Annotated in this window: 21 protein-coding genes and 2 pseudogenes; 14 read left to right on the plus strand and 9 right to left on the minus strand. The window is 70.1% G+C overall.

Annotation, left to right across the window (positions count from 1 at the left end):
- Positions 1 to 4: 4 nt before the first annotated feature.
- On the minus strand, positions 5 to 1231 hold the full coding sequence (locus ACGF5C_RS22770) for an amino acid ABC transporter substrate-binding protein (protein ID WP_393304567.1): 1227 nt from the start codon (positions 1229 to 1231) through the stop codon (positions 5 to 7).
- A 117-nt stretch (positions 1232 to 1348) separates the two neighbouring features.
- On the opposite strand from ACGF5C_RS22770, the gene ACGF5C_RS22775 reads away from it, so the two are divergent.
- Complete coding sequence (locus ACGF5C_RS22775) at positions 1349 to 2455, plus strand: LacI family DNA-binding transcriptional regulator (RefSeq protein WP_393304569.1); 1107 nt, start codon at positions 1349 to 1351, stop codon at positions 2453 to 2455.
- A gap of 87 nt (positions 2456 to 2542) precedes the next feature.
- Here the strand turns inward: ACGF5C_RS22775 and ACGF5C_RS22780 are convergent, their stop codons facing one another.
- Both ACGF5C_RS22780 and ACGF5C_RS22785 read right to left on the minus strand, forming a co-directional pair.
- Positions 2543 to 2755 carry a hypothetical protein gene (locus ACGF5C_RS22780; RefSeq protein WP_393304571.1) on the minus strand — a complete coding sequence of 71 codons (213 nt, stop codon included), beginning with the start codon at positions 2753 to 2755 and terminating at the stop codon, positions 2543 to 2545.
- Positions 2740 to 3243, minus strand: a complete 504-nt coding sequence (locus ACGF5C_RS22785; RefSeq protein WP_393304573.1) for an HAD domain-containing protein — start codon at positions 3241 to 3243, stop codon at positions 2740 to 2742. Before ACGF5C_RS22785 ends, ACGF5C_RS22780 begins: the two co-directional genes overlap by 16 nt.
- A gap of 633 nt (positions 3244 to 3876) precedes the next feature.
- Between ACGF5C_RS22785 and rph the strand changes: the two genes are divergently transcribed.
- On the plus strand, positions 3877 to 6477 hold the full coding sequence (gene rph / locus ACGF5C_RS22790) for a rifamycin-inactivating phosphotransferase (protein ID WP_393304575.1): 2601 nt from the start codon (positions 3877 to 3879) through the stop codon (positions 6475 to 6477).
- Between the two features lie 134 nt (positions 6478 to 6611).
- Here the strand turns inward: rph and ACGF5C_RS22795 are convergent, their stop codons facing one another.
- Together ACGF5C_RS22795 and ACGF5C_RS22800 are read right to left on the minus strand one after the other, a co-directional pair.
- Positions 6612 to 7460, minus strand: coding sequence for an alpha/beta fold hydrolase (locus ACGF5C_RS22795; RefSeq protein ID WP_393304577.1), 849 nt, complete (start codon positions 7458 to 7460; stop codon positions 6612 to 6614).
- Between the two features lie 216 nt (positions 7461 to 7676).
- A complete protein-coding gene (locus tag ACGF5C_RS22800) occupies positions 7677 to 8345 on the minus strand; it encodes a TetR/AcrR family transcriptional regulator C-terminal ligand-binding domain-containing protein (protein ID WP_393304579.1) in 669 nt (222 codons plus the stop codon).
- 90 nt (positions 8346 to 8435) lie between these two features.
- Here ACGF5C_RS22800 and ACGF5C_RS22805 point away from each other — a divergent pair, with 90 nt between their 5' ends.
- The 6 genes from ACGF5C_RS22805 to ACGF5C_RS22830 all read left to right on the plus strand — a co-directional run bounded on the left by ACGF5C_RS22805 (position 8436) and on the right by ACGF5C_RS22830 (position 14102).
- Positions 8436 to 9635 (plus strand): FAD-dependent oxidoreductase, encoded by a 1200-nt coding sequence (locus ACGF5C_RS22805; protein ID WP_393304581.1) that lies wholly within the window; start codon positions 8436 to 8438, stop codon positions 9633 to 9635.
- 189 nt (positions 9636 to 9824) lie between these two features.
- The gene (locus tag ACGF5C_RS22810) at positions 9825 to 10391 is read left to right on the plus strand and encodes an RNA polymerase sigma factor (RefSeq protein ID WP_393304583.1); all 567 of its coding nucleotides are present in this window, start codon (positions 9825 to 9827) and stop codon (positions 10389 to 10391) included.
- The gene (locus ACGF5C_RS22815; protein WP_393304585.1) at positions 10388 to 11470 is read left to right on the plus strand and encodes a hypothetical protein; all 1083 of its coding nucleotides are present in this window, start codon (positions 10388 to 10390) and stop codon (positions 11468 to 11470) included. The genes ACGF5C_RS22810 and ACGF5C_RS22815 overlap by 4 nt, the downstream gene beginning before the upstream one ends.
- A gap of 289 nt (positions 11471 to 11759) precedes the next feature.
- A complete protein-coding gene (locus ACGF5C_RS22820) occupies positions 11760 to 12560 on the plus strand; it encodes a DsbA family protein (RefSeq protein ID WP_393304587.1) in 801 nt (266 codons plus the stop codon).
- Positions 12557 to 13399 (plus strand): cytochrome c biogenesis CcdA family protein, encoded by an 843-nt coding sequence (locus tag ACGF5C_RS22825; protein ID WP_393304589.1) that lies wholly within the window; start codon positions 12557 to 12559, stop codon positions 13397 to 13399. The genes ACGF5C_RS22820 and ACGF5C_RS22825 overlap by 4 nt, the downstream gene beginning before the upstream one ends.
- Before the next feature lie 55 nt (positions 13400 to 13454).
- On the plus strand, positions 13455 to 14102 hold the full coding sequence (locus ACGF5C_RS22830; RefSeq protein ID WP_357695054.1) for a GntR family transcriptional regulator: 648 nt from the start codon (positions 13455 to 13457) through the stop codon (positions 14100 to 14102).
- 189 nt (positions 14103 to 14291) lie between these two features.
- On the opposite strand, the pseudogene ACGF5C_RS22835 reads toward ACGF5C_RS22830, so the two are convergent.
- A pseudogene (locus tag ACGF5C_RS22835) lies at positions 14292 to 14626 on the minus strand (SDR family NAD(P)-dependent oxidoreductase); the annotation flags it as partial.
- Positions 14627 to 14652: 26 nt separating this feature from the next.
- Between ACGF5C_RS22835 and ACGF5C_RS22840 the strand changes: the two are divergent.
- The 3 genes from ACGF5C_RS22840 to ACGF5C_RS22850 are packed head-to-tail and all read left to right on the plus strand — an operon-like array spanning position 14653 to position 15472.
- Positions 14653 to 14985 (plus strand): NAD(P)-binding protein, encoded by a 333-nt coding sequence (locus ACGF5C_RS22840; protein WP_393304591.1) that lies wholly within the window; start codon positions 14653 to 14655, stop codon positions 14983 to 14985.
- Positions 14982 to 15185: a hypothetical protein gene (locus ACGF5C_RS22845; protein ID WP_393304593.1), complete on the plus strand. Its 204-nt coding sequence runs from the start codon at positions 14982 to 14984 to the stop codon at positions 15183 to 15185. Before ACGF5C_RS22840 ends, ACGF5C_RS22845 begins: the two co-directional genes overlap by 4 nt.
- Complete coding sequence (locus ACGF5C_RS22850; RefSeq protein ID WP_393304595.1) at positions 15182 to 15472, plus strand: sulfurtransferase TusA family protein; 291 nt, start codon at positions 15182 to 15184, stop codon at positions 15470 to 15472. The genes ACGF5C_RS22845 and ACGF5C_RS22850 overlap by 4 nt, the downstream gene beginning before the upstream one ends.
- A gap of 299 nt (positions 15473 to 15771) precedes the next feature.
- Here the strand turns inward: ACGF5C_RS22850 and ACGF5C_RS22855 are convergent, their stop codons facing one another.
- The gene (locus ACGF5C_RS22855; protein WP_393304597.1) at positions 15772 to 16170 is read right to left on the minus strand and encodes a GbsR/MarR family transcriptional regulator; all 399 of its coding nucleotides are present in this window, start codon (positions 16168 to 16170) and stop codon (positions 15772 to 15774) included.
- A 142-nt stretch (positions 16171 to 16312) separates the two neighbouring features.
- On the opposite strand from ACGF5C_RS22855, the gene ACGF5C_RS22860 reads away from it, so the two are divergent.
- Positions 16313 to 17239 carry an ATP-binding cassette domain-containing protein gene (locus tag ACGF5C_RS22860; protein WP_393304599.1) on the plus strand — a complete coding sequence of 309 codons (927 nt, stop codon included), beginning with the start codon at positions 16313 to 16315 and terminating at the stop codon, positions 17237 to 17239.
- The gene (locus ACGF5C_RS22865; RefSeq protein ID WP_393304601.1) at positions 17232 to 18020 is read left to right on the plus strand and encodes an ABC transporter permease subunit; all 789 of its coding nucleotides are present in this window, start codon (positions 17232 to 17234) and stop codon (positions 18018 to 18020) included. Before ACGF5C_RS22860 ends, ACGF5C_RS22865 begins: the two co-directional genes overlap by 8 nt.
- Before the next feature lie 142 nt (positions 18021 to 18162).
- Here the strand turns inward: ACGF5C_RS22865 and ACGF5C_RS22870 are convergent.
- Positions 18163 to 18915, minus strand: a pseudogene (locus ACGF5C_RS22870) (heavy metal translocating P-type ATPase); the annotation flags it as partial.
- Positions 18916 to 19016: 101 nt separating this feature from the next.
- Positions 19017 to 20030 carry an acetylxylan esterase gene (locus tag ACGF5C_RS22875; protein ID WP_393304603.1) on the minus strand — a complete coding sequence of 338 codons (1014 nt, stop codon included), beginning with the start codon at positions 20028 to 20030 and terminating at the stop codon, positions 19017 to 19019.
- Between the two features lie 390 nt (positions 20031 to 20420).
- Between ACGF5C_RS22875 and ACGF5C_RS22880 the strand changes: the two genes are divergently transcribed.
- The gene (locus ACGF5C_RS22880; RefSeq protein WP_393304605.1) at positions 20421 to 22352 is read left to right on the plus strand and encodes a hypothetical protein; all 1932 of its coding nucleotides are present in this window, start codon (positions 20421 to 20423) and stop codon (positions 22350 to 22352) included.
- Positions 22353 to 22555 lie beyond the last annotated feature (203 nt).

A 22555-nucleotide genomic window follows, 5' to 3' on the forward strand; every position in this document is an offset into this window, starting at 1 on the left:
CGTCCTACCAGGCCGGCTTCGGGTAGACGAGGTCGGTCTCCTTGGCGTCGGCCGGCAGCACGATCTGGATCTTGCCGCCCACCCACTGCTGGATCATGTGGGCGCCCTTGGGCTTGCCCGTCTCGTCCCAGGAGAGCGGGCCGACCACCGTCTCCACGGTGTTGCCGCGGACCCACTCGACCAACTTCTTCTGGCACTCACCCTGCTCGGCGCAGCCCACCGCGGTGATCGCCGCCGCGACGACCTGCCCGGTCGTGTACGCGTTGGCCTCGTCCTCCTCCGGCGGCGAGCCGAACTGCGCGGTGTACTTCTCGACGAACTCCTTGTTGCTCGGGTACGGCGCGTCCTGCGTGTACCCGGTCGGCGAGAGGATCCCCTCGGTCTTGTTGCCGATCGCCGCGGCGAACTCGGGGTTCGTCGGGGCGGTGGAGAAGGCGGCCAGCTTCGGCTGGTACCTGAACTGCTGGAGGGCGACGATCAGGTTCACGCCGTCCTGGTACTGGGAGCCGCCCACCACGAGGTCGGCCCTGGACGACGCGATCTTCGCGGCGATGCTGCCGAAGTCGGTGGTGTTCGGCGGGTAGACCTCGTCGACGACGGTGCGGACGCCGCCCGCTTCGAGCTTCTCCTTCAGTCCGTACGCCGTGCCCTGCGCGAACGGGTCGTCCATGGCCGCGTACGCCGCGGTCTTCGGCCGCTGGTCGGGCGGCAGTGCCAGGATGTACTCGGCCAGGTGGTTGTAGTGGTCGTTCGCCACCGCCGGGGCGGCGTAGAACAGGTTCTTGAAGCCCTGCTCGAAGACCTCCTTCGCCGCGCCCGCCGGCTCGACGAAGAGCATGCCGTACTCCTCGGCGACCCGGGCCGCGGGCACGACGAGACGGGTCGAGAACGGGCCCACCACGAGGTCCACGTTGTCCTTGCCGATCAGCTGCTCGTAGTCGGCGACCACACGGTCCGCGTTGGACTGGTCGTCGAGGATCTTCAGCTCGACCTTGCGGCCCAGGAGGCCGCCCTTGTCATTGGTGATCTTGGCCCAGGCCTCGTAGCCGCGCTGGACACCCTTGCCCGGTTCGGAGAAGTCCCCGGTCAGGGGAAGGGAGATCCCCACGACGATCGGATCGTCGGCGTCGGAGGAGCCCCCGCCACCGCCGCCACCACAGGCCGCCAGCGCGAGGGTGAGGCTCGCGCCGAGTGCTGTCATCCACTGGATTCGCTTCAAACGGGTTGTCATCCCGAGACGCTCCTTTGCCGGGACGGAAGCGCTTGCGAAAGCGCTTTCGTAGACTAGGCTGTGGCTTGCGTCACTGGCAATAGTTCAGCTGACATCGATGTTTCCAGGGAGTTGCCGATGCCCAGGCCAGGCCCGAGACTGCGGCTGATCGACGTGGCGGAGCGCGCGGGCGTCTCCCTGGCGACCGCGTCCCGCGCGCTCGCCGGACGGGAGGGGGTCAGCGAGGAGGTCGCGGGGCGCGTGCGGCAGGTCGCCCAGGAGCTGGGGTATGTCGCCAACCCGTACGCCCGCACCCTCGCCGGCGGCGCGAGTTCGACGGTCGGGCTGGTCGTGCACCAGGTCGACGACCCCTACTTCTCGGAGATCGCCGGCGGGGTCATCCAGGTGGCCGCCGAGGAGGGGCTGCTGGTGCAGATCTGCCACTCCGGCCGGGACCCGGACGCGGAGCTACGCCAGCTACGCCACCTCATCGCGCAGCGGGTCGGGATCATCCTGGTCGCCGGCTCTGGCTACGACGACGCCCGGATCGAGGCCGAGGCCCGCGCGGAGCTCGCCGAGTTCCAGAGCCAGGGCGGCCGGGTCGCCGTCATCGGCCGGCACGCCCTCGGCGTCGACGCGGTCCTGCCCGACAACGAGGCCGGCGGCCGCGCCCTCACCGAGCACCTGCTGGACCTCGGGCACCGCCACATCGCCGTCGCAGCCGGCACGGCCGGGCTCACCACCGTCGCCGACCGGCTCGCCGGCGTGGCGACCGCCCTGCGGCAACGCGGGCTCTCCCTCGACGACCTTCCCGTCGTGCACTGCGACTTCACCCGCGACGGCGGCCGGGTCGCCGCCGAACGGATCCTGCGCGACCACCCCCGCACCACCGCGATCATCGCGCTCAACGATGCGATGGCCATCGGCGTGCTGTCGACGCTGCGGGCGAACCGCATCCCCGTGCCCGAGCGGATGTCGGTCGTCGGGTTCGACGACGTCTCCGTCGCCGCCGACCTCGCCCCCAGCCTCACCACCATCCGGCTGCCGATGACCGACATGGGGCGGATGGCGCTGTCGCTCGCGCTCAAGCCCCGGTCGACCCGCCCCCGCCGCCGGTCGACCGGCCACCTCCTGGTGGTCCGCGACTCGACCGGGCCCGCCCCCACGGTGCTGCCGGCGAGCCGCGCCGAAGGCCACCGCACCGAGGCCGGCGACCTGAGTGGAGCAGTCGGGCCCGTCGGCTGAAACTCTCCGCCGGCACTCGTCGGCCGCCGGTGACGACCGTCCGGCACGCACCGGCCCCGGGGTGCAGGGCGGGTGCGGCGGTGGCGCCTACGCGGGTACGACGACGCAGGCGATGTTGTCGGGCGCCCCCTTCTCGTACGCCAGCTCGGTCAGCCGGTCCGCGACCTGCCCGAACTCGCCGGCCATGCCGAGGGTCGCGGACAGCGCGGCCCGGTCGAGCACCGCGGTGTCGCTCGGCTGACCTGGACGACCCGGTAGCTCGCTGACCCCGATGTCACCGGTCGTCACTGGGCGAGCCACTGACGCACCTCCGAGAAGTCGGCTTCGGTCAGACCCACGTACGGGTCGACACGGCATAACAGCGCTCGCGCCGGATGGTTGACCGTGACCCGGCGCCGGTCAGCCTCTGTTATCTCGTCGTCAAGCCAGACGAACGGCCGTCCCATCGCCCACCAAGCCAGAGTCATGGTCTTCCAGTGCAGGCCGGACTCCGGCTCCTCGTCACCGTCCGGCCACTCGACCACGGGCAGAGCGGGAAGCCCGAGCAGCGGCGAGACAACCTCGTTCGCATCCGCCATCCACGTCGTCGCCCAAACCAGCTCGCATCCCAGGGCCAACAGCCGCCGGCCGTCCTCCGGATCAAGCCGATCGAGCAGCGGGTTGCCTCTACCGTCCGGCGGGACAGCGCCTCCTGGCGAAAGCTTGCGGCTCCCCGAGCGGGCTTTGAACGGGATCAGCGGCCCATCCACGTCGAGAAAGATCAAGGTGCTGTCGTCACGGCCGCCCATCGGTTGTGACCTTATCGTGGGTTACGAGCCTGTGCTGCAGCCTGATCCAGACGATGCGGCCATCGCTGTGGCATGCATGGCATACAAGTCGTGAGGAGACTTGGGGTTGCGCTCACGTTCGGGGTTTGCCGAAGAAGGGAAGACGTCTCGTCCTCGGCTGCATCCCTAGACCGATTCGACATCCTGCTGGGCCGACGCTGTGTACCGCCGTTCGCGTCATGCCACCGCTTCAGAAAGAGCTTCAGACCGCAGGGGCAACAACGAAGTGAACGATCCCACTTGAACGTATATCGCACCGGGGGCCTTGCCACAAGACCCGGGGTCTACCGCAGAATCGTCGGCCGGACCCAAAACGGACGAGGAAATGGTGCACGACGTGCGTGTGTTGTTGACGACCCATGGCAGGCCCGGTGACGTCGAACCGCTGGCCGCGTTCGGGGTGCGATCGCGGCCGATCGGCGCGGAGATGTGGGTGTGCGCGCCGCCCGAACGGACGGAGGGGCCAGCCGACCGTCACAGGGGAAGGCAGGGCGAGGTGACGACAACCCCAGAAGGTGGGACCGAGCTCGAGACGCGGGTGATCCGCCCGGTGGGTGGGGTGCGGCGCGGGACGGCCGCCTCGGAGGTATCGCGATGATCGAGCAGTACGTGTTGAATCTTCAAGAGGTCAACGAGACGCAGGTCGCGGTCGTTGGCGGCAAGGGCGCGCACCTGGGTGCGTTATCGCGAATCGACGGCATCCGGGTGCCGGCTGGCTTTTGCGTGACGACGGACGCCTTCCGGCGGATCATCGCCGAAGCGCCGCCGATCGACGGCATGCTCGACCAGCTGTCGCGCCTGAAGCCGGACGACCGGGAGGCGATCCGCACGCTCAGCGCGGATATCCGCCGGACCATCGAAGCGATCGTCCTCCCCGACGATGTGGCGGCAGCCATCACCCGGGCTCTCACCCAGCTGGGTGAGCGAACTGCCTACGCCGTCCGGTCCAGCGCGACGGCAGAGGACCTGCCGACGGCCTCCTTCGCAGGGCAGCAGGACACGTACCTGAACATCATGGGGCTGGCGGCGATCCTCCAGCACGTCAGCCGGTGCTGGGCCTCGCTGTTCACCGAGCGGGCCGTGACCTACCGTCAGCGCAACGGCATCGACCACCGCACCGTCCACATGGCCGTTGTCGTGCAGAAGATGGTTTTTCCGCAGGTGGCCGGCGTCCTGTTCACGGCCGACCCCGTCACGTCCAACCGGAAGGTCGCCTCTGTGGAGGCCAGCTTCGGCCTCGGCGAGGCCCTGGTCTCCGGGTTGGTGAACGCGGACGCCTACAAGGTGCGCGACGGTGAGATCATCGACAAGGCGATCGCCACCAAGCGGCTCGCCATCCACGCCCTGCCGGCTGGCGGGACGAAGGAACAGGCGGTCGACTCGCAGCGGCAGGAGCAGCCGGCGCTGACGGATGCGCAGGTCGTGCGGCTGGTGCAGCTGGGCCGGCGGATCGAGGCCCACTTCGGTCATCCTCAGGACATCGAATGGTGCCTGGTCGACGGTGACTTCCATGTCGTCCAGAGCCGGCCGATCACCACGCTGTTCCCCGTCCCCGAGGCCGGCGACGGAGCCAACCACGTCTACGTCTCCGTCGGTCACCAGCAGATGATGACCGACCCCATGAAACCCCTGGGGCTTTCCATGTGGAAGCTGACGGCCCTCGCGCCGATGCAGGACGCCGGTGGGAGGCTGTTCGTCGACGTCACCCGAGCCCTGGCAACGCCGTCGAGCCGCGCCGGCCTGCTGGAGGCCATGGGAAAATCCGATCCGCTGACCAGGAACGCGATGGAGACCGTCATCGACCGCGGCGACTTCATCCCGTCGCTGCCCGATCAGGGTCCGGCAGGGCCGCCCGGTGGTGGCGGCGCCCCCGAACCGGTCGAGACCGACCCGGCCATCGTCACCGAGCTGATCGAACGCAGCCAGGCCTCCGTCGCCACCTTGCAGCGCGACATCGCGACGAAGTCCGGGCCGGCGCTGTTCGACTTCCTCCTGGCGTCCTTTCAGGAGCACAAGCGGCTCCTCGGCGATCCGCGGAGCATGCAGGTGATCATGGCGGGGATGGAAGCCTCGTGGTGGCTCAACGAGCAGTTGCAGGCGTGGCTGGGCGAAAAGAATGCGGCCGACACGCTCACGTTGTCCGCGCCCCACAACGTCACGTCGGAGATGGGGCTGGCGCTCCTGGACGTCGCCGACGTCATCCGCCCGCATCCGGAGGTGGTGGCCTTCCTGCAGGAGGTCAGGGACGAAGGCTTCCTGGATGAGTTGGCCGAGCTCCCGGGCGGCCGGGATGCGCGAGACGCCATCAGGGCCTACCTCGACAGGTACGGCATGCGCTGCGTCGGCGAGATCGACATCACGAGGCCGCGTTGGGGCGAACGCCCCACCACGCTGGTGTCCGTCATCCTCGACAACATCAGGAACTTCGAGCCGGGCGCTCGCGAGCGGCGCGTCGAGCAGGGGCGCCAGGAGGCGGAGAAGAAGGAACACGACGTCCTGGAGCGCTTGCGTGCGCTGCCGGACGGGGAGCGGAAAGCCGAAGAGACCAAGCGGATGATCGACCGAGTCCGGACCTTCATCGGGTACCGGGAGTATCCGAAGTACGGCATTGTCAGCCGCTACTTCGTCTACAAGCAGGCCCTGCTGAAAGAGGCCGAGCGCCTCGTGCAGGCCAACGTGCTTCGTGAGAAGGAAGACAGCTTCTACCTCACGTTCCAGGAGCTTCACGACGCCGTGCGCACGAACCAGGCGGATTATCAGCTCATCCGGCGGCGCAAGGACGCGTTCAGGTCGTATCAAGCACTCACACCGCCCCGGGTGCTCACGTCGGAAGGGGAAGGCGTCGCCGGGGCGTACCGACGAGACGATGTGCCGGACGACGCGCTGGTCGGCCTCCCGGTTTCCGGTGGAATCGTCGAGGGGCGAGCTCGCGTCATCCTGGACATGTCCGAGGCCGACCTCGCACCAGGCGACATCCTGGTCACCGCCTACACCGACCCGAGTTGGTCACCCCTGTTCGTCGTGGTTGAGGGGCTGGTGACGGAGGCGGGCGGCCTCATGACCCACGGGGCGGTGGTCGCCCGGGAGTACGGCCTGCCCGCCGTCGTCGGTGTGGAGCACGCGACCAAGCTGATCCGGGATGGGCAGCGGATTCGCGTGCACGGAACCGACGGGTACGTCGAGATCCTGCCTTGACTCCCATCGACCGAGAGGGATATCCGGCGACGACCCCGTCGGCGACCAGGAAGGAGGCAGCACGATGAGGCTGCCGCCTGATCGTTAGTTGTCGTGCTGGGACCGGCCGAGCCGGTGGCCAGCAGGAGACCGGGTCAGTCGTCGGTGCCGCGGCCGCTGGCCGGGGTCAACTGCCCGCCACCGCCGCTACAGGCTGAGGTGTCGTCTGCCTCATCCCACAGCTGCAGCAGCAGGCGGTTGACCTCGTCCGGGCGCTGCTGATGCGGTGCATGGTCCGCCCCCGGCACTCGATGCAGGCGGGCGCCGATCCGCCGCGCCACGATGCTGGCGGTGACGATCAACGCCTCGCCGGTACTGGACCGGTAGTCTGACTGCGCGGTTTCCCAGGTGCCCGCGAGCACCAGCTTGGGGTAGTCGTGCGGGCGGAGCGCGTCGACAGGCAGGTCGGCCTCCCAACACGGGCGCTCCCGCAGGGCGGTTTCCGCGGCCCGCACCGCGAACTCTCGGGGCTCGGGGATCACATGTTCGTCCGGGCCGTACGCCGCGAGGAGGTATTCCTCCGCCGACATCGATCGCGAGGCCGCCACGTACCGCCGGTTGTTCTCCAGCGCTGCGGCCACGACCGGGTGGTCGGCCGCGACCGCCAGCGCCGACGGCTCGATCAACGCCAGCGAGCGCACCAACTCCGGGCGCCGGACCGCGGCGAGGAGCGCGACTACGCCGCCGTACGAGTGACCCACGAGATGAGTGGGTCGATCCATCAGCTCGAGGATGTCGTCGGCGTCCACGTCGTAGTCGCCCTGCTCGGTGTCCGGACTGGCGCCGAAGCCACGCCGGTCGACTACCAGAATCCGTCGATGACCGGCGAGTGGCTGCTGCGCCCCGAACGCGGCGAGTCCCCATGTCATGGTGCCGTGGATCAGGATGACCTGGTCGTCACGTGCTTGGGGCGCGTCCCAGGTGGTGACGTGCAAGGGAAGCATGGGCCCGAAGGTAGCTGATGGAAGGTCCGCCACGGCACGTTGACGGAGCGGGACAGGCAACGCCGACTACGCAGAAGCGGCGGTCCCTGCGGCGGAGCCGTAGGAACTTTGCTGACAGGATCACGCGATGGCCGCGGGCCAGAGCGTAACCCCGGCGTCCATCGGCACCGTCGTGAACCAGGGCTTCCGCGTCGCGGTTCGACGCACGTATCGATGTCACCGCCCGGGATCGGGCTGCCGGCCGGGACGGCTGGCGGAAGCCACTGCACCGGTACCCACGGCCGGACGAGGTTCTCGCGCCGGACTGAAGACGCCGGCTCGCAGGGCCGCGGCGGCCGCGGCGGCGGCACGTCGGGCGAACTCCTCGTCGATGGGTTCGTCGACGACGAGCAGCCGCAGGAAGAAGGGCGCGCCCAGGATCTCGATCGCGGCCCGGATATCGGTGCCCTCAGCCAGTTCGCCGCAGGCGACCGCGTGGTCGACGACGGCCTCGGCCAGGCCGAACCGTTCGGCGAAGAAGCCGCGGACAACCTGCGCGGCGCGCGGGTTGCGGGGCGCGGCCGCGGCCAGGGCCATGATCAGGTCGCCAGGTTCGCCGGTCATGCCGCGCCGGATCAGCAACGCCAGTTCTTCGAGGTCAGTCTCGAGGTCGCCGGTGTCCGGGATCGGGACGACCGCACTGGCGTATTCGCTGAGCAGGTCGCCGAGGACGCCTTCCAGGTCGGTCCACCGGCGGTAGACCGACGTCTTGTTGACGCCGGCCGCCTGGGCGATCCGTTCGACGGTCAGCTCGCCGTACCCGTCAACGAGAAGACCACGGGCAGCCGCGAGGACCGCGGCCCGGACACGGGCGCTGCGCCCGCCCGGTCGCTGGCCGGCAGACATCGGACACCTCCTTTAACGCACCGACTGTTGCGTTACCTCCTCCCATCATGTCAGACTCAAAAAGCAACACGAGTTGCGATTGGAGAAGCTATGAAGACCACTGTCTGCGTCGTCGGCGGCGGGCCCGCCGGGCTCGTCCTGGGGCTGCTGCTCGCTCGACAGGGAGTGGAGGTCACCGTGTTGGAGAAGCACGGCGACTTCCTCCGGGACTTCCGCGGCGACACCGTACATCCCTCCACACTGGACATGCTCGACGAGATCGGGCTCGGCGAACGGGTCGCGGCGCTGCCGGGGCGCAAGGCCGGCGCGTTGCGCGTCACCTTCGACGACGGCACATACAGCGTCGCGGACTTCACGCGCCTGCCGGCGCCGCACAACTACCTGTACTTCGTTCCCCAGTGGGACTTCCTGGAGATGCTCGCGACCGAGGCGGCGAGGTTCCCCACCTTCACGCTGCTTCGCTCCACCACCGTGACGGGCCTGCTCCGCGACGCGTCCGGCGTCGTCACCGGCGTGCGCGCTGTTGGCCCTGAGGGCGAACTGGAGATCGGGGCGTCGCTCACCGTCGCCTGCGACGGCCGCGATTCGGTGGTACGCCGCGAGCTCGGCCTGCGGCCGGTCGACTACGGCGCGCCCATGGACGTGCTGTGGTTCCGGATCTCGCGCCGCGCAGACGACGGCGACGGCCTGGCGATGCGGGTCGGCGCCGGCGGGCTGATGCTCGCCATCGACCGCGGCGACTACTACCAGTGCGCGTACGTCATCGCCAAGGGCGGCTACGAGACGATCCGCGCAGCCGGGCTGGAGGCGCTGCGGGAACAGGTGACGCGGCGGCACCCCGTCCTCGCCGACCGGGTCGGTGAGCTCGCCACCTGGGACGACGTCAAGCTGCTGACGGTGAAGGTCAACCGGCTGCAGCGCTGGCACGCGCCCGGCGCGCTGCTCATCGGCGACGCCGCACACGCCATGTCCCCGATCGGCGGCGTCGGCATCAACCTGGCGGTGCAGGACGCCGCGGCCACCGCCCGGATGCTGGGCCCGAACCTCGCCGCCGGGCAGCCGGTCACCGAAGCCGACCTCGCCGCGGTGCAGAAGCGCCGGCACTTGCCGACGGTGCTGACACAGAACATCCAGCGCGCCGCACAGCGGCGCATCGTCGACCCGCTGCTGCACGCCACCGGCCGGATCGACGCCCCGACGCCAATGCGCCTGGCGAGACGGTTCCCGGCACTACAGGCCCTCCCCGCCCGGCTGGTCGGTATCGGCGTACGCCCCGAACACGTACGCTGACCCACCCGCCCCGACAACCGGGCGGAAACCGCTGGGTCGTCGGGTCCGTGCAGTCTGGACCAGTAGACCCCAGCCGGCGGCCGGGTTTGGGTTCTGGCCCAGACGTTGGTGCGAGGTCGACCCGGCGAGCGCCCGTGATTGCTGGGTCGGGTCCGTCACGATGGGCGCTCACCCGGACATGGAGTAGGCGTGGGTTCGGGGACTGAGCACGAGGACCGCTTCCGACGCGTCTACGCGGCGAACTTCGAGCAGCTGCTGGCGTACGCCATGCGGCGCGTCGAGCAGCCCGAAGACGCGGCGGATGTAGTCGCCGAGACGTTTCTCGTCGCCTGGCGGCGCAGCCGTGACATGCCGCCGGAGGCTGAGGTTCGGCTGTGGCTGTACGGCGTGGCCCGACGGGTGCTGGCCAACCACCACCGCGGCGGAGTGCGCCGGGATCGGCTCGGTGAACGGTTGCGGCAACGACTCAGGGTCGCCGTCGCCGTCGACCCGGGCAGTGAGGTGCCCGAACGACTCACGGTCCGCGCCGCGCTGGCCCGGCTGGGTGAGTTGGATCGCGAGGTGTTGATGCTGACCTTCTGGGAGGGCCTGGAGCCGCGCGAGGCCGCTGCGGTCCTTCACGTGAGCCCGGCTGCGGTCCGTACCCGGCTGTCGCGTGCCCGGGCCCGTTTGCGAGATCTCGTCGGTGACGACCTCGGCCCGCCCGGACATGTACTCGACGTCATGGCAGCACGCACCTCGGAGGAGGGCAGATGACCGACGAGCATCTCGGCCGGATGGTCCGAGACGCCGACCCGTACCGACCCGACGTCATCAGGCACCTCGACGGGGCCGCGCAGAACCTCTTGGAGGAGATCATGTCCGTGCCGACCCTCGGACCCGTCGCCGAGCCGCCCGGCAAACGCCCCCGGGCGCGCCGCGGCATGATGAGCGGGCTCGCCGGCGCAAGCGTCGCGGCCACCCTTCTCGCCGGTGTCCTGGCCGTCTCGATCATGAAAGTCGATCAGCCGGAAGGGCGCCCGGCGACCCCGCCGATCACCTCCGAAGCGACGGACCCGGCCGCGTATTCGGCGATGGTGCTCAAGGCGGCCGAGGAGAACCCGCGGCTGCTGATCGACCAGCCTGGCTGGAAGGCGACCACCGTCTACGGGTTCGCCGAGAAGGAGGGCACCATCGCGTTCAGCAACGGCGGACGGCAACTGGAGATGAACTGGTACCCGGCCGCCCAGTACGACGGCTACCACAAGGATCGGCTCCAGGTCAGCAAGCCGGAACCGGTGAAGGTCGACGGCTGGCCGGCCGACCTGTTCCGGTACAGCGCGAGCGACTTCGCCGTCATGCTCCGTCCCCGCGACGGTTCCTTCGTCGAACTGCGTACCGGGAGCGCCTGGACGCGGAGCGAGTTCGATCGCGTTGTCGCCGACGTGGTCCGCGTCGACGCCCGCACCTGGCTGGCCGCGCTTCCGGCCGAGATCGTCACACCCGAGCGGGTGAACGAGCAGGCGGCCAAGGTACTCGCCGACGTGCCGCTCCCTCCAGGCTTCGACATCGCCGCACTGACCGGCCTCGGCACCAACGACGCCTACCAGTTCGGTGCCAAGGTGACCAGCCGGATCGGCTGCGGATGGATCGCCGAATGGCTGCGGGCGAAAGAGGCCGGCGACGACGCCGCCCTCCAGCGGGCCGCGGACGCGTTGCGCAGTAGCCACAAGTGGAAGGTGCTACACCAGATGAACGACGAGGGTGACTGGCCGGAGGTGTTCTGGGAGACCGCCGACAAGGTGGCCGCCGGAAGCCCGCCCGCCGGGTACAAAGAGGCCCTGGGCTGCGAGTAGCCGTCCCGGACCGCCGAGCAGTTCTCGGGCGGGCGCTGAGGATCCGCTGATCCTCAGCGCCCGGCGCCTGCTCTGCGTCTCATCGCGCTCGGGGGCAGCAGCGGCGATTCCAGATCCGCCTCCGAGCAACTCGGGGCAGACAAAGGTATCCGGCATGAGGGAGCCACTCCAGAAAATGGGCACCCCCCGGTGCCGCCCTTTCCAGAGCCGCTCGAAGCGAGCCTTCGGGCGTGCGCCATCACCGCACCCGCTAGGTATTCCACATGTGCACAGCATGTATCCTAGATGTGTGTCTGCTACCCGATCTTCCTCGTCCTCTTCCTCGGCGTCGGTGCAGGTTCTGACGCGGCGGCTGCACAACGCCCGCAGGCTCAACGTGGCGCTCGCCGTCGCGGCCGTGTTCCTCCTCGTCGTGGCCATTGCCGGGTCCGGCAGCGGCAAGACCGCCGGGTCCGGCAGCGGAAAGACGGGTGCCGAACGGTCGGCGCCGAACGGCACCGCCGGAACCCCATCCGGCGGCACGGACGCGGCAGACCCCATCGCGTTACGCGATCCGAAGGACCCCCTCGCCGTCGGCGATGTCGATGCGCCGGTGGTCCTGGTCGAGTTCGCGGACCTACGCTGCCCCTACTGCGCCCTGTTCGCCCAGCAGACCCTGCCAGCGCTGCTCAAGGACTACGTCGACACCGGAAAGGTTCGCTACGAGTTCCGTGACGTGGCCTTCTTCGGCGACCAATCGGTCGACGCCGCCGTCGCGCTGCGCGCCGCAGCCGAGCAGGGCCGCTTCATGCAGTACCTGACCGCGGTCTACGGCGCCGCCCCAGAGAACAAGCATCCTGACCTGTCCCGCAAGAAGCTGATCGCGTTCGCCCGATCTGCTGGTGTCCCCGACATGGCGGCATTCGAGAGCGACCTCGACCGCAAGGATCTGCGCGACGCGGTGAATGCCGCCACCAGCGAAGCCCATCAACTGGGGATCACCAGCGTCCCGTTCTTCGTCGCCGGAGACCAGGCACTGTCCGGCGCTCAGCCCCTCGCCGCGTTCCGGCAGCTTCTCGACGCTCAGCTCGCGAAGGCTGGCCCGCGGTGAGCATCGGCCTGGCCGGAGCCCTCATCGGAGGCATCCTCACCTTGCTGAGCCCGTGTTCGGTGATGCTGCTGCCGGCCTTCTTCGCCTACGCCTTCACCAACCCCACCCGGCTGGTTGCCCGCACCACGGTGTTCTACTTGGGCCTGCTGACGACCCTCGTGCCCATCGGTGTTCTCGCCGGGAGTCTGGGTGCGGTCATCAGTCAGCACCGCGCTCTTCTGGTGACCCTCGCCGCTGGCGTCGTGATTGTGCTGGGGCTGGTGCAGCTCGCAGGCGTCTCCCTGCCGGCCTTCAGCCGCACCTCCGCCGGGGAGACCACTTCGACTGCGTCGGTGTTCCTCCTCGGCACCGTCTACGGGCTGGCCGGCGTGTGCGCGGGCCCTGTTCTCGGCTCCGTACTGGCTCTGGCCGCGCTCGGCGGCGACCCGCTCTACGGTGGGATTGTCCTGGCCGTGTTCGCCTTCGGCATGGCCGTCCCGCTGTTCGTGCTGGCGATCGCCTGGTCGAGAGTGCCGTGGGTGCGCCGCCTGGTGCGTCCCCGCCAGCTCCGCATCGGCCGGTGGACCAATACCTGGACTCAGATCGTGAGCGGGGGCCTGGGCATCGGCTTGGGCGTCCTGCTCGTCGTGACCGACGGCACCGCCTCACTCAGTGGCATCCTCGGCACCTCCCAGCAGTTCACCATCGAATCCCGCGCCCTGGCTGGCGCCTCGCGCATCTCCGACCTGGCCGTCGTCCTGGCCGCACTTCTCGTCCTCGCGGCCGCGTGGCTCGTCCACCGCCGCCGGTCAGCGGTCTACGAACAGCAAACGTCCCCCAACCAGCACGGGGGCGAGTAACGCGGTAGCCGCGGCGGTTACCGGCGCCCACTCCGGTCCGGAGAAGATGGTTCCCATGTCGACGACAGAGAGCGCCTCCGAGCGCGCCTACGCGGCCATCCGCGCAGGCATCCTCAACGGGGCACACAAACCCGACACGATGCTCGGCGAAGCCAGTCTCGCCGCCGAGCTCGGCGTCAGTCGCACCCCTGTGCGGGCCGCCCTGGCCCGGCTCCAGGACGAAGGCTGGATCACCGTGTATCCCAAGCGCGGCGCTCTCGTACGCAGGATGAGCGAAAAGGTCGCGGAGGATCTCGCCGACGCCCGGCTCATGCTCGAGGCCAGGGCGGTGCAGCGCGCCACACCTGAGCGCCGGCTGGCCCTCGCCGCACGCCTTGAGCAGGAGATCGACCAGCAGAAGCAAGCACTCGCCGACGGCGACGTGAACTGCTTCATCGAGCTCACGATCGCCTTCCACCGCTCCTTCGTCGAGGTCGGCGGCAATCTGGTGATGCTCGAACTCAACGACCGACTCGCCGACCGTCAGCGCTTCTTGCTCCTGAGCTACGGCGAGACCCTTCTGGCCCGCTGCGAAGCCATCATCGCCGAGCACGAGGACCTCATCGCCTGTCTACGCGCCGACGACGCCCAGGGCTTCGCCGAGGCCCTCCGCTCGCACGTGGGCGACACCTACGGTTTCGACCTGCGGCAGCTGGGCAGGTGACCACTCGCCGCGCCGCGCCGCCCGCCTGATGCTGGTCGAGGGCGCCGGCTGCGGTTCGCGCAGTGCCCCGGATGAGGCGGGCAAGGCACCACCGCAGGACGCCCGCAGCGTTGCTTGTGCCGCTGCGGCAGCCCGACACTGCCTGACACCGGTACGCCAGGCGCGCGGCATGGTCCGCGGGGCCGGGGGCTAGTTGCGCCCGGCCATGACGCCGCCGTCGACGTCCCAGAGCGCGCCGGTGACCCAGCCGGTCTGGTCCGACAGCAGGAATGCCACGGTGGCGGCGACGTCGTCGGGGTCTCCGGTACGCCCGAGGGGTGGAAGGAGTTGAACCCGTCGAACGCGGAGGCGACGTCCGCCTTGGGGATGAACTCCTCGTAGATGGGGGTGCGGACGACGGCGGGCGCGACCGCGTTCACCCGGATGCCGTGCGGGGCGAGTTCCAGGGCCAGGTGCTGGGTGAGGGCGTGCAGCCCGGCGTTGGCCATGGAGTATGCCGACGACTGCGTCGCCGGGACAGCTCGGCACGTGAGATGAAAGGAAGACGCGCATGCCGCATCCTGACGGCCAGCCCGTCGTCGTGATCGGGGCGGGAGCTGCGGGACTGGCCGCGGCCACCGCCCTGACCGACGCCGGGTGCGACACCCTGTGCCTGGAGGCCCGCAACCGCCCCGGAGGCCGCCTCCTCAGCACCCCCGTGGGCCGGGAGAGCGCCCTCGACCTGGGGGCCACCTGGTTCTGGGACGGGGAGCACCGGGTGCAAGCCCTCGTCACCCGGCTCGGCCTCGGCACCTTCGCGCAGCACACCGCGGGCAGCGGACTCTTCCAGGACGTCACCGGCACCCACCGGCTGCCGGGCAATTCGTCGCCGGCACCGCGATGATCACCGACGCGGTGCCCCTGGCCAACCGGGCCAAGACCCAGGGCATGGTGGACGTGTCCATCGCTGTCGCCGGCGCCACCGGCGGCCTGGCCTCCGGCCTGGTCGTCTCCGCCGCCGGCTATCCGGTCCTGGCGCTCATCGGCGGCCTCGTGTCCCTCGCCATCCTGCCCGCCATCACCGCCACCGCGAGGAGCCGATGAACCCGCCCACCGACCCTGCCGTCCGCACCGTCGACGGCAGCGGCCTTCTCTGCGTCACCCTCCTGCTCCGCCTGCGGAAGGAAATCGACGGCGTCCCGCCGGGCACCATCGTGCACGTCATCGCCACCGACCCCGCCGCACCCATCGACCTACCCGCCTGGTGCCATCTGACCGGCCACACCTGGCTCGGCCGCCAGCCATCCGGGTCCGGCACGGTCTACGCGATCCGCGTCACCGCAGCAGCCACACCGGTCGACCAGCAGCGGCCCTGGATCACCCGCCGCTGACCGGCCTGCGGGGTGTTCACCCACTTCACCGTGCCGAGCGTAAGCCGCTGTCGATTCGGCGATCCCCTGCCCGGTCGGGGTCAGCATCGGCTGCGACGGCGGGTCATCTACTCCCGGGATGGCCCGTACGCCGCGGTCGCCGGGGCCGGCGACGGCGCTGCCACCACTGGCGCGGGTCGGGTCGGTGCGGCGGCCGCGGTTCCCGCGGCACCGTGTCTGACCCGCCCGCAAGCCGCGTGCTCCGGTGACATCGTGGGAAATGCCTGTGGAGGGCGACGCGGACGTCGTTGCCGCGACGGCTAGTGAATCCGGTGCTGCGCTCTCCACCGGTCGATCAGGGCGGGCAGCTCCCGCCAGAGATAGTCGTAGAAGTCGCGCATCTCGACTAGGCGGCGATGCGCCGCGCTGTCCTCACCCGTGACCGCGATGCCCTGCTCGGCAGCCTCGCGCATCACCTTCACCAACTGGTTCTGATCCGACATCAGGATGGCCCAGGCGCCTTCACGGAAGCGGAAGTGCTCCCGACGACTGCCAGGGGCGGGCACCCGCTCGACCAACCCGACCGAGGTGAGTGACTTCAAGGCCGTCGAGACGCTGCCGGAGCTGATGGTCAGCAACTCGGTGATCTCACCGGCCGTGAGTGTGTCCCGTTCGGTGAAGAGTAGCGCCGCGAGCACCCGCGCGGTCATCCGCTGCATGCCCCCCTGGGTGAGAGTCAAGGCAAGGTGCTCCGCGGGATCACTCAACGCTGACATCGGGGTCCTCTCGTCGCTCATTTCGACGAGATCTTAACACTTCAAAGTCTTCAGAGATTTCTGAAACTTCGGTACTGTCGGAGTCATGGGAGACGCGATTCGGCTGGAGAAGCTGAGCAAGACGTACGGATCTCGCCGCGGGTTGGTCGACCTCAACCTGACGGTGACCGAGGGCGAGGTATTCGGCTACCTTGGGCCGAACGGGGCAGGGAAGTCGACCACCATCCGGCTTCTGCTGGATCTGATCCGGCCCACCGGCGGCCGGGCACGGCTGTTCGACCGCGACCCGCGCGAGCACGCGGTCGGGCTGCACCACCGGATCGGCTACCTGGCCGGCGACTTCGTGGTCAACCCGCGCCAGCGGGTCGGGGAGTGCCTGGCCTTCCTGGCCGACCTGCGTGGCGGCGTCCCCAAGACCCGCATAACGGACCTGGCCGCCCGCCTGGATCTGGACCTGTCCGCTCGAATCAGGACGCTGTCCAAGGGCAACCGGCAGAAGGTCGGCCTGGTGCAGGCCTTCATGCACGAGCCCGACCTGCTGATTCTCGACGAGCCGACCTCCGGGCTGGACCCACTGGTACAGCAGACCTTCCTGGACCTCGTCCGCGAGGCCAAAGCCGCCGGACAGACCGTCTTCATGTCCTCGCACATCATGACCGAGGTCCAAGCGGTCGCCGACAGGGTCGGCATCATCCGCGAGGGCCGCCTCGTCGCCCTCGACACCGTCGCCCGGCTCCGCGAGCACGCCGTGCACCGCTTCGAGATCACCTTCGCCGGCCCGGTCGACCAGGTGGCCCTCGCCGCACTGCCCGGGATCTCCGACCTGACCGTCGACGGCTCGAGCGCCCGCTTTGCCCTGGCCACCGGCCCCGACGCGCTGATCCGGGTCCTCGCCCGCCACCAAGTCGCGAGCCTGCGCGCCAGCGAACCCGACCTCGAAGAACTCTTCTTCGCCTACTACCGACAGACCGACCCCGCCGAGACCGGCGTCAAGGAGACCAGCCATGCCTAACATCCTGACCAAGACCCTCTGGGACTCCCGCCGCAGCCTCGCAGGCTTCGCCGTCGGCACCGCTCTGGTCGGCACCATGTACGCCGGTTTCTACCCCCAGGTCGCCGACGGCGCGATGGGCCAAGCCGTCGAGGGCTTCTCCCCCGCGCTGCGCGACGCGCTCAACATGGAAGACATCGCCAGCGCCGCCGGCTACCTCGGCTCCAGCGTGTTCGGCATAATTCTCCCCCTGATCGCCGTCAGCTACGGTGTCGCCACCGGCACCCGGGCCATCGCCGGTGACGAGGAGGCCGGCTACCTCGACCTGCTCCTCGCCCACCCCGTCAGCCGTACCCGGCTCCTGCTGCACCGCTGCGGCGCGCTCGCCGTCGGCGCCGCTACCCTCGCCAGCCTCGTCCTGCTCGCCATGCTCGCCGTCCGCGGCAGCGCCCAACTCGACACCATCCGCGTGGACCAGTTCGCCGCCCAATGCTTAGCGCTGGCGCTGCTCGCCACCCTCTTCGGCACCATCGCCGTCACCATCGGCGCGGCCACCGGCAGCCGGGCCGCCGCGCTCGGCGGCAGCGCCGGCATCGGTGTCCTCGGGTACGTGGCGAACACCTTCGCCGGCCAGATCGGCGCCGACGCAATCCGCTACGCCTCCCCGTTCCACTACTACATCGGCAACGAGCCGCTCCGAAACGGCTTCCAATGGGCCGACCTCGGCATTCTCTCCGCCACAATCGCCGTACTCGTGCTGGTCGCCGTCACCGCGTTCAACCGGCGCGACCTCACCAGCTGAACCCGGCCGCACCCGTCCCGCCGACCTGGCAATCCAGCGGCGGGACGGGGCGGCGCATGACCAGCAAGCGTCGAGGATCTCCCACCGGTCGGGGCGGAACATGTCGACCACGACGTCTGCGCCCTCCGAAGGACTCGAACCCCTAACCTTCCGGCGCATAGGTCGGGTTGAGGGAGAAGTAGTCCTCCTCTTCCTGGGCGAGGTGGAGCCGGAGCACGGCGTCCAGGCCGTACAGGGCGGCCAGCAGGTCGGGCACCTCCTCGCGGCGCAGCCGGCCGTCCGGATGCTGGGCCAGGTGGCCGCCGATCCGGTTCATCAGCCGGTGGATCTCCACGTGCGCGCGGCTCATCGTCGAGGTCGCGTCGTCGCCGCCGAGCGGGCCCGCCAACGCCGGGTAGAGGTGGCGTTCCTCGGCCGCCTCGTGCGGCAGCACCTCGTCGACCAGGCGGCGGTGCACCTCGCGCAGCGCCGGCACGCACTCCAGCGCGTCGGGGTGGGTCGCCACCAGGTCGGCGGTGTCGCGCAGCCGGGTCAGCATGTCCCGCACCCCGCCGTGCTCGCCGGCGTACCGGTCGAGCAGTTTCCGGGTTTCCGGCGGGACGTCGCGGCGGCGCAGGCCGCCCCCGAGGGCGCGCAGCGCGTTGAGGATCACCAGCACGTCGATGCCCTCCTGGAGGAACGCGCCGGCGACCGGGGGCAGCCCGCCGGCCGCCGCGGCGATCATGGCGACGACGGCCAGGCCCATGCCGACGGTGGCGCTCTGCACCGCGATGCGGCGCGCGTACCGGGCGATGTCGACGGCGTCGGCGAGCCGGTCCAGCCGCCCACCGGCCGCTCCGGTACGCACTCGCGCGGTTCCGCCCTCACCTACGGATCGTCCCAGCAGCGCGGGCGACCGGACCAGGCAACCGAGGTAATCCGGGAGGCCGGGGCAAGATCCCAGCCAGCGAAACATCCCTGGCGAATGCCATTAGCGATCCGAGGCTTGACGCCGAGCTACTCCGCCGCCCCGTTCTCCTCGCCGCCCCGGTTTCCTCCGGCGGCCAGCACCTCGGCGAAGAACCGCAACCGGACCTCGTCCTGCACCGACTCACCGCCTTCGTGCCCGTTGAACGGATACACCTCCATCCGGGACGGGCCGGCATAGTGGTGGTAGGCGCCGAACACCGTCGACGCCGGGCAACTGGCGTCCATCAGCGCCACGCTGAACAGTGCCGGGCAGCGCCCCCGGACGGCAAAGTTGACCCCATCGACATAGCTCAACGTGTCGAAGACCCGCTCCACGTTGCCCCGGTGGACCTTCAGGTATTTGACGATCTCCTGGTAGGGGCCGGCGGTGGCCCGCTCGGCGCCACGCCGGAAGTCACAGAGGAACGGCACGTCGGGCGCGACCGCGCGCAGCCGGGGGTCGAGGGCCGCGACCGCCAGCGACAGCCCGCCGCCCTGGCTGATCCCGGTGGCCACCACCTGGTCCGGGTCGACCAGCGGATGCGTCCGGGCCGCCTGCACGGCCCGCACCGCGTCGGTGACCACCCGCCGGTAGTAGAGGGTCCGGGGGTCGAGCACGCCCCGGGTGACGAAGCCGGGATGCTGCGGGTTGCCGCCGGCCGGCTCGCGGTCGGGGGTCGCTCCGGCGCTCCACCCGCTGCCCTGGCCGCGTACGTCCATGAACAGGTGGGCATAGCCCGAGGCGGCGTAGAGCAGGTTCTCGTGCGGCAGGCCCCGGCCGCCGCCGTAACCGGGAAACTCCACCACGCACGGCAGCGGCTCCTCGGCACCGGCCGGGACGGCGAGCCACGCCTTGATCCGGTCGCCGCCGAAGCCACTGAACGTCACGTCGTGGACGGTGATCGCCCGCAGCGGCGAGTCGACTGGCTCGAAGGTGGCATCCAGCTCGCGGCGGGCCGCCTCGGCCAGGGTGTCGGCCCAGAACTCGTCGAAATCGGCAGGCTCGCGGCGCACCGGCCGGTATTCGGCGAGTTCGGCCAACGGCAGGTCGGTCAGCGGCATGGCGTACCCCATCTCATTTGGTCGCGTCGGCCGACCCGAACCAGCCACGGTCACGCTGGGTGACGATTCATGTCCACCATGGACGGTCGGATAACGGCCGGATGTCATCCTTGGCTGCGGCGAGCGGCCGGGTCAAGAGCCCGAGCGCCTGACCCGACGACCGAGAAGTGCGCCAGTAATCCGTATTAGCTTCTTGACTCGACGGATCGCCCGGGACCACACTCAGCACTCGGATCAGCCAGACACCTACCGCGCCCTTCGTCACTGATGGTGTCGGGTTGGCCGTGCCCCGACGCCGCCCTCGCCGCGACCGCCGGTCGGTCCCCCGTGCCTCGTCCGAGTCGCCGATTCCGCTCCGACCCGCCTGCCCGTTCCGACAGGAGGACCATCATGGCCAACGATCCGACCCCGACCGTGTTCAGCCGCCGAGCGATGCTGGCCGCCGCAGCGGGCGGAGCAGCGCTGCTCGCCGTAGCGCCCCGGGCGCTCGCCGGGGCGTCGGAGACCACCGCGTCGGGCCTGCCGCTGCTGGCCCCACTGCCGCCCGGAGCACCGGACCGGACCCTGTTCGCCCCGCTGGAACAGCGGTTCGCCGGCTACCTGGCGATCCTGCCGGCGATGACCAACGACATCGAGGACACGGCCCGCTACGGGTTCATGGGCGGCGGCTGGTGGCGCTCCCCGAACGCGCCGTACAACGCCCGGGTGCAGGAGCACGTCTACACGTTGAGCTGGTTCCACGCCAACCAGCGGCCGTGGAATCCGTACGCCGGAGACGCGGCGCTGGCCGGGCGGCTCGACGCGGCGCTCGGGCACTACCTCGGGCTCCAGCACGACGACGGGTCCTGGCCGGAGTACAACCCCGACGAGCACTCGCTGGCGGCCACCGGCTTCGGCCTCGGTTACCTGGCCAAGACCCTGGCCAACCTGCGGCAGTCGGCGGCGCTGCCGCAGCGGCGGGCGGAGATCGAACGGGCCCTGCACGCCGGGATCGGCTGGCTGCTGAATCCGGCCAACGGCATCTGGCGTACCCCGGTCCGGTGGACCAACCAGGTCGCCGGCGGCCTGGCCGGCGCGGCCCTGGCGCTGCGGCTCCACCCGGACGCCGCGCTGGCCGCCCGGCTCGCCGAGCGGATCGGCTTCCTGGCCGAGCACGGACAGAGCCCGGCTGGCTTCTTCTACGACCCGACCGGCATGGACATCAACTACAACTTCGAGGTGATGCTGCCGGAGTTGGCGGAGATCTATCTGCTCACCGGCAACCGGGCCGTGTTGGAGATGGCCCGCCGGTTCACCGAGTGGTTCGGCTACAACCTGCTCCGCGAGCCGGACGGCTCGGGCTGGCTCACCTACTACGCCATGTCCGCCCGGACCAGCGTCGCCTTCTACAACAACGTGATCCCCGACCCGGACCGCAGCAACCTTGGCTCGATCTTCATCCCCGACCTGCCGAGACTCGGCGCGTTCTTCACGTCCAGGGAGGACCGGGCCGCCGCCCGCACCGCCTGGGCCGCCGAGCCGGGTCCCGCCCCTGGACCGGCCAAGCAGGACACCTCGCCCCGGATCATCGCGCACGCGCCGTACGGGGAGACGTTGCCGAGCAACGCCGAGAAGGAGCGGGCCATCGCGGCGCTGCCCTACCTGCGGCGACCGGAGTTCGCCGAGGTGCGCCGGGACGCCGACTTCAACCAGGACTACCTCTACGTCAAGCGGCCTGGACTCTATTTCGGAGCGTTCTTCGGCACCCGGCCGACCAGCACGGTCCGCAGCGGACCGGGCTTCCTCTGGCACCCGGCGGCCGGCACCATCGTGCACGCCCAGCAGACCGACATCGGCTGCTGGTCGACGCGGCTGCCCAACGGCAACCCGGACGGCCGGAGCAACCTGGTCGCCGAATACCAGGTCGGCGACCGGGAGTGGGACGGGAAATCCCTCTCCCCCGGCGACGCACCGGTGCGGGTGCGCTACCGTCTGCCGGACTCGCGGATCACCACCGAGCTGACCGTCACCCGGGACAGCGTGATTCGCTCGGTGCGGGCCACGTCGACCGCGACCGAACAGATCCCACTGGTGCTGCAACCGGAGGACGTCGTAACGTTCGCCGACGGCACCCCGGTCGCCTACGGCGCCAGCGCGGCTGCCAGCGCCGACGGCCTGACCATTCGTCGCGGCGGCACCGTCATCACGATCAGTTGGGACAGCGTGCGGCCGGCCACCGTGACCGACACGTCCCGGACCTATCTGCGCGACGCCCGGCGACGGGTGCACACGCTGCGGGTGCCGCACGACGGCCGGTTCGAGGTAGGCATCGCCCTGTCCTGACCGTACGGTCTGGTATCGACCAGCTGCCGCACCGGTTGCCGACGGTCCGGCGGTGAACTGCCACCCTTCCGGCGGTCGAGGCGGCCGCCGGCGTGGACACCACGCCGGCGGCAGTCCTCCCCGTCGATGAGGTCCGTCCCTGTCTCGCGGCCTACGGCCTGGTCATTCCTCTTCTCCCGCCCGCGCCCGTCGGGTACGTCGAC

Source organism: Micromonospora sp. NPDC047620, assembly GCF_043205005.1.
In the GTDB taxonomy this organism is placed as follows: domain Bacteria; phylum Actinomycetota; class Actinomycetes; order Mycobacteriales; family Micromonosporaceae; genus Micromonospora.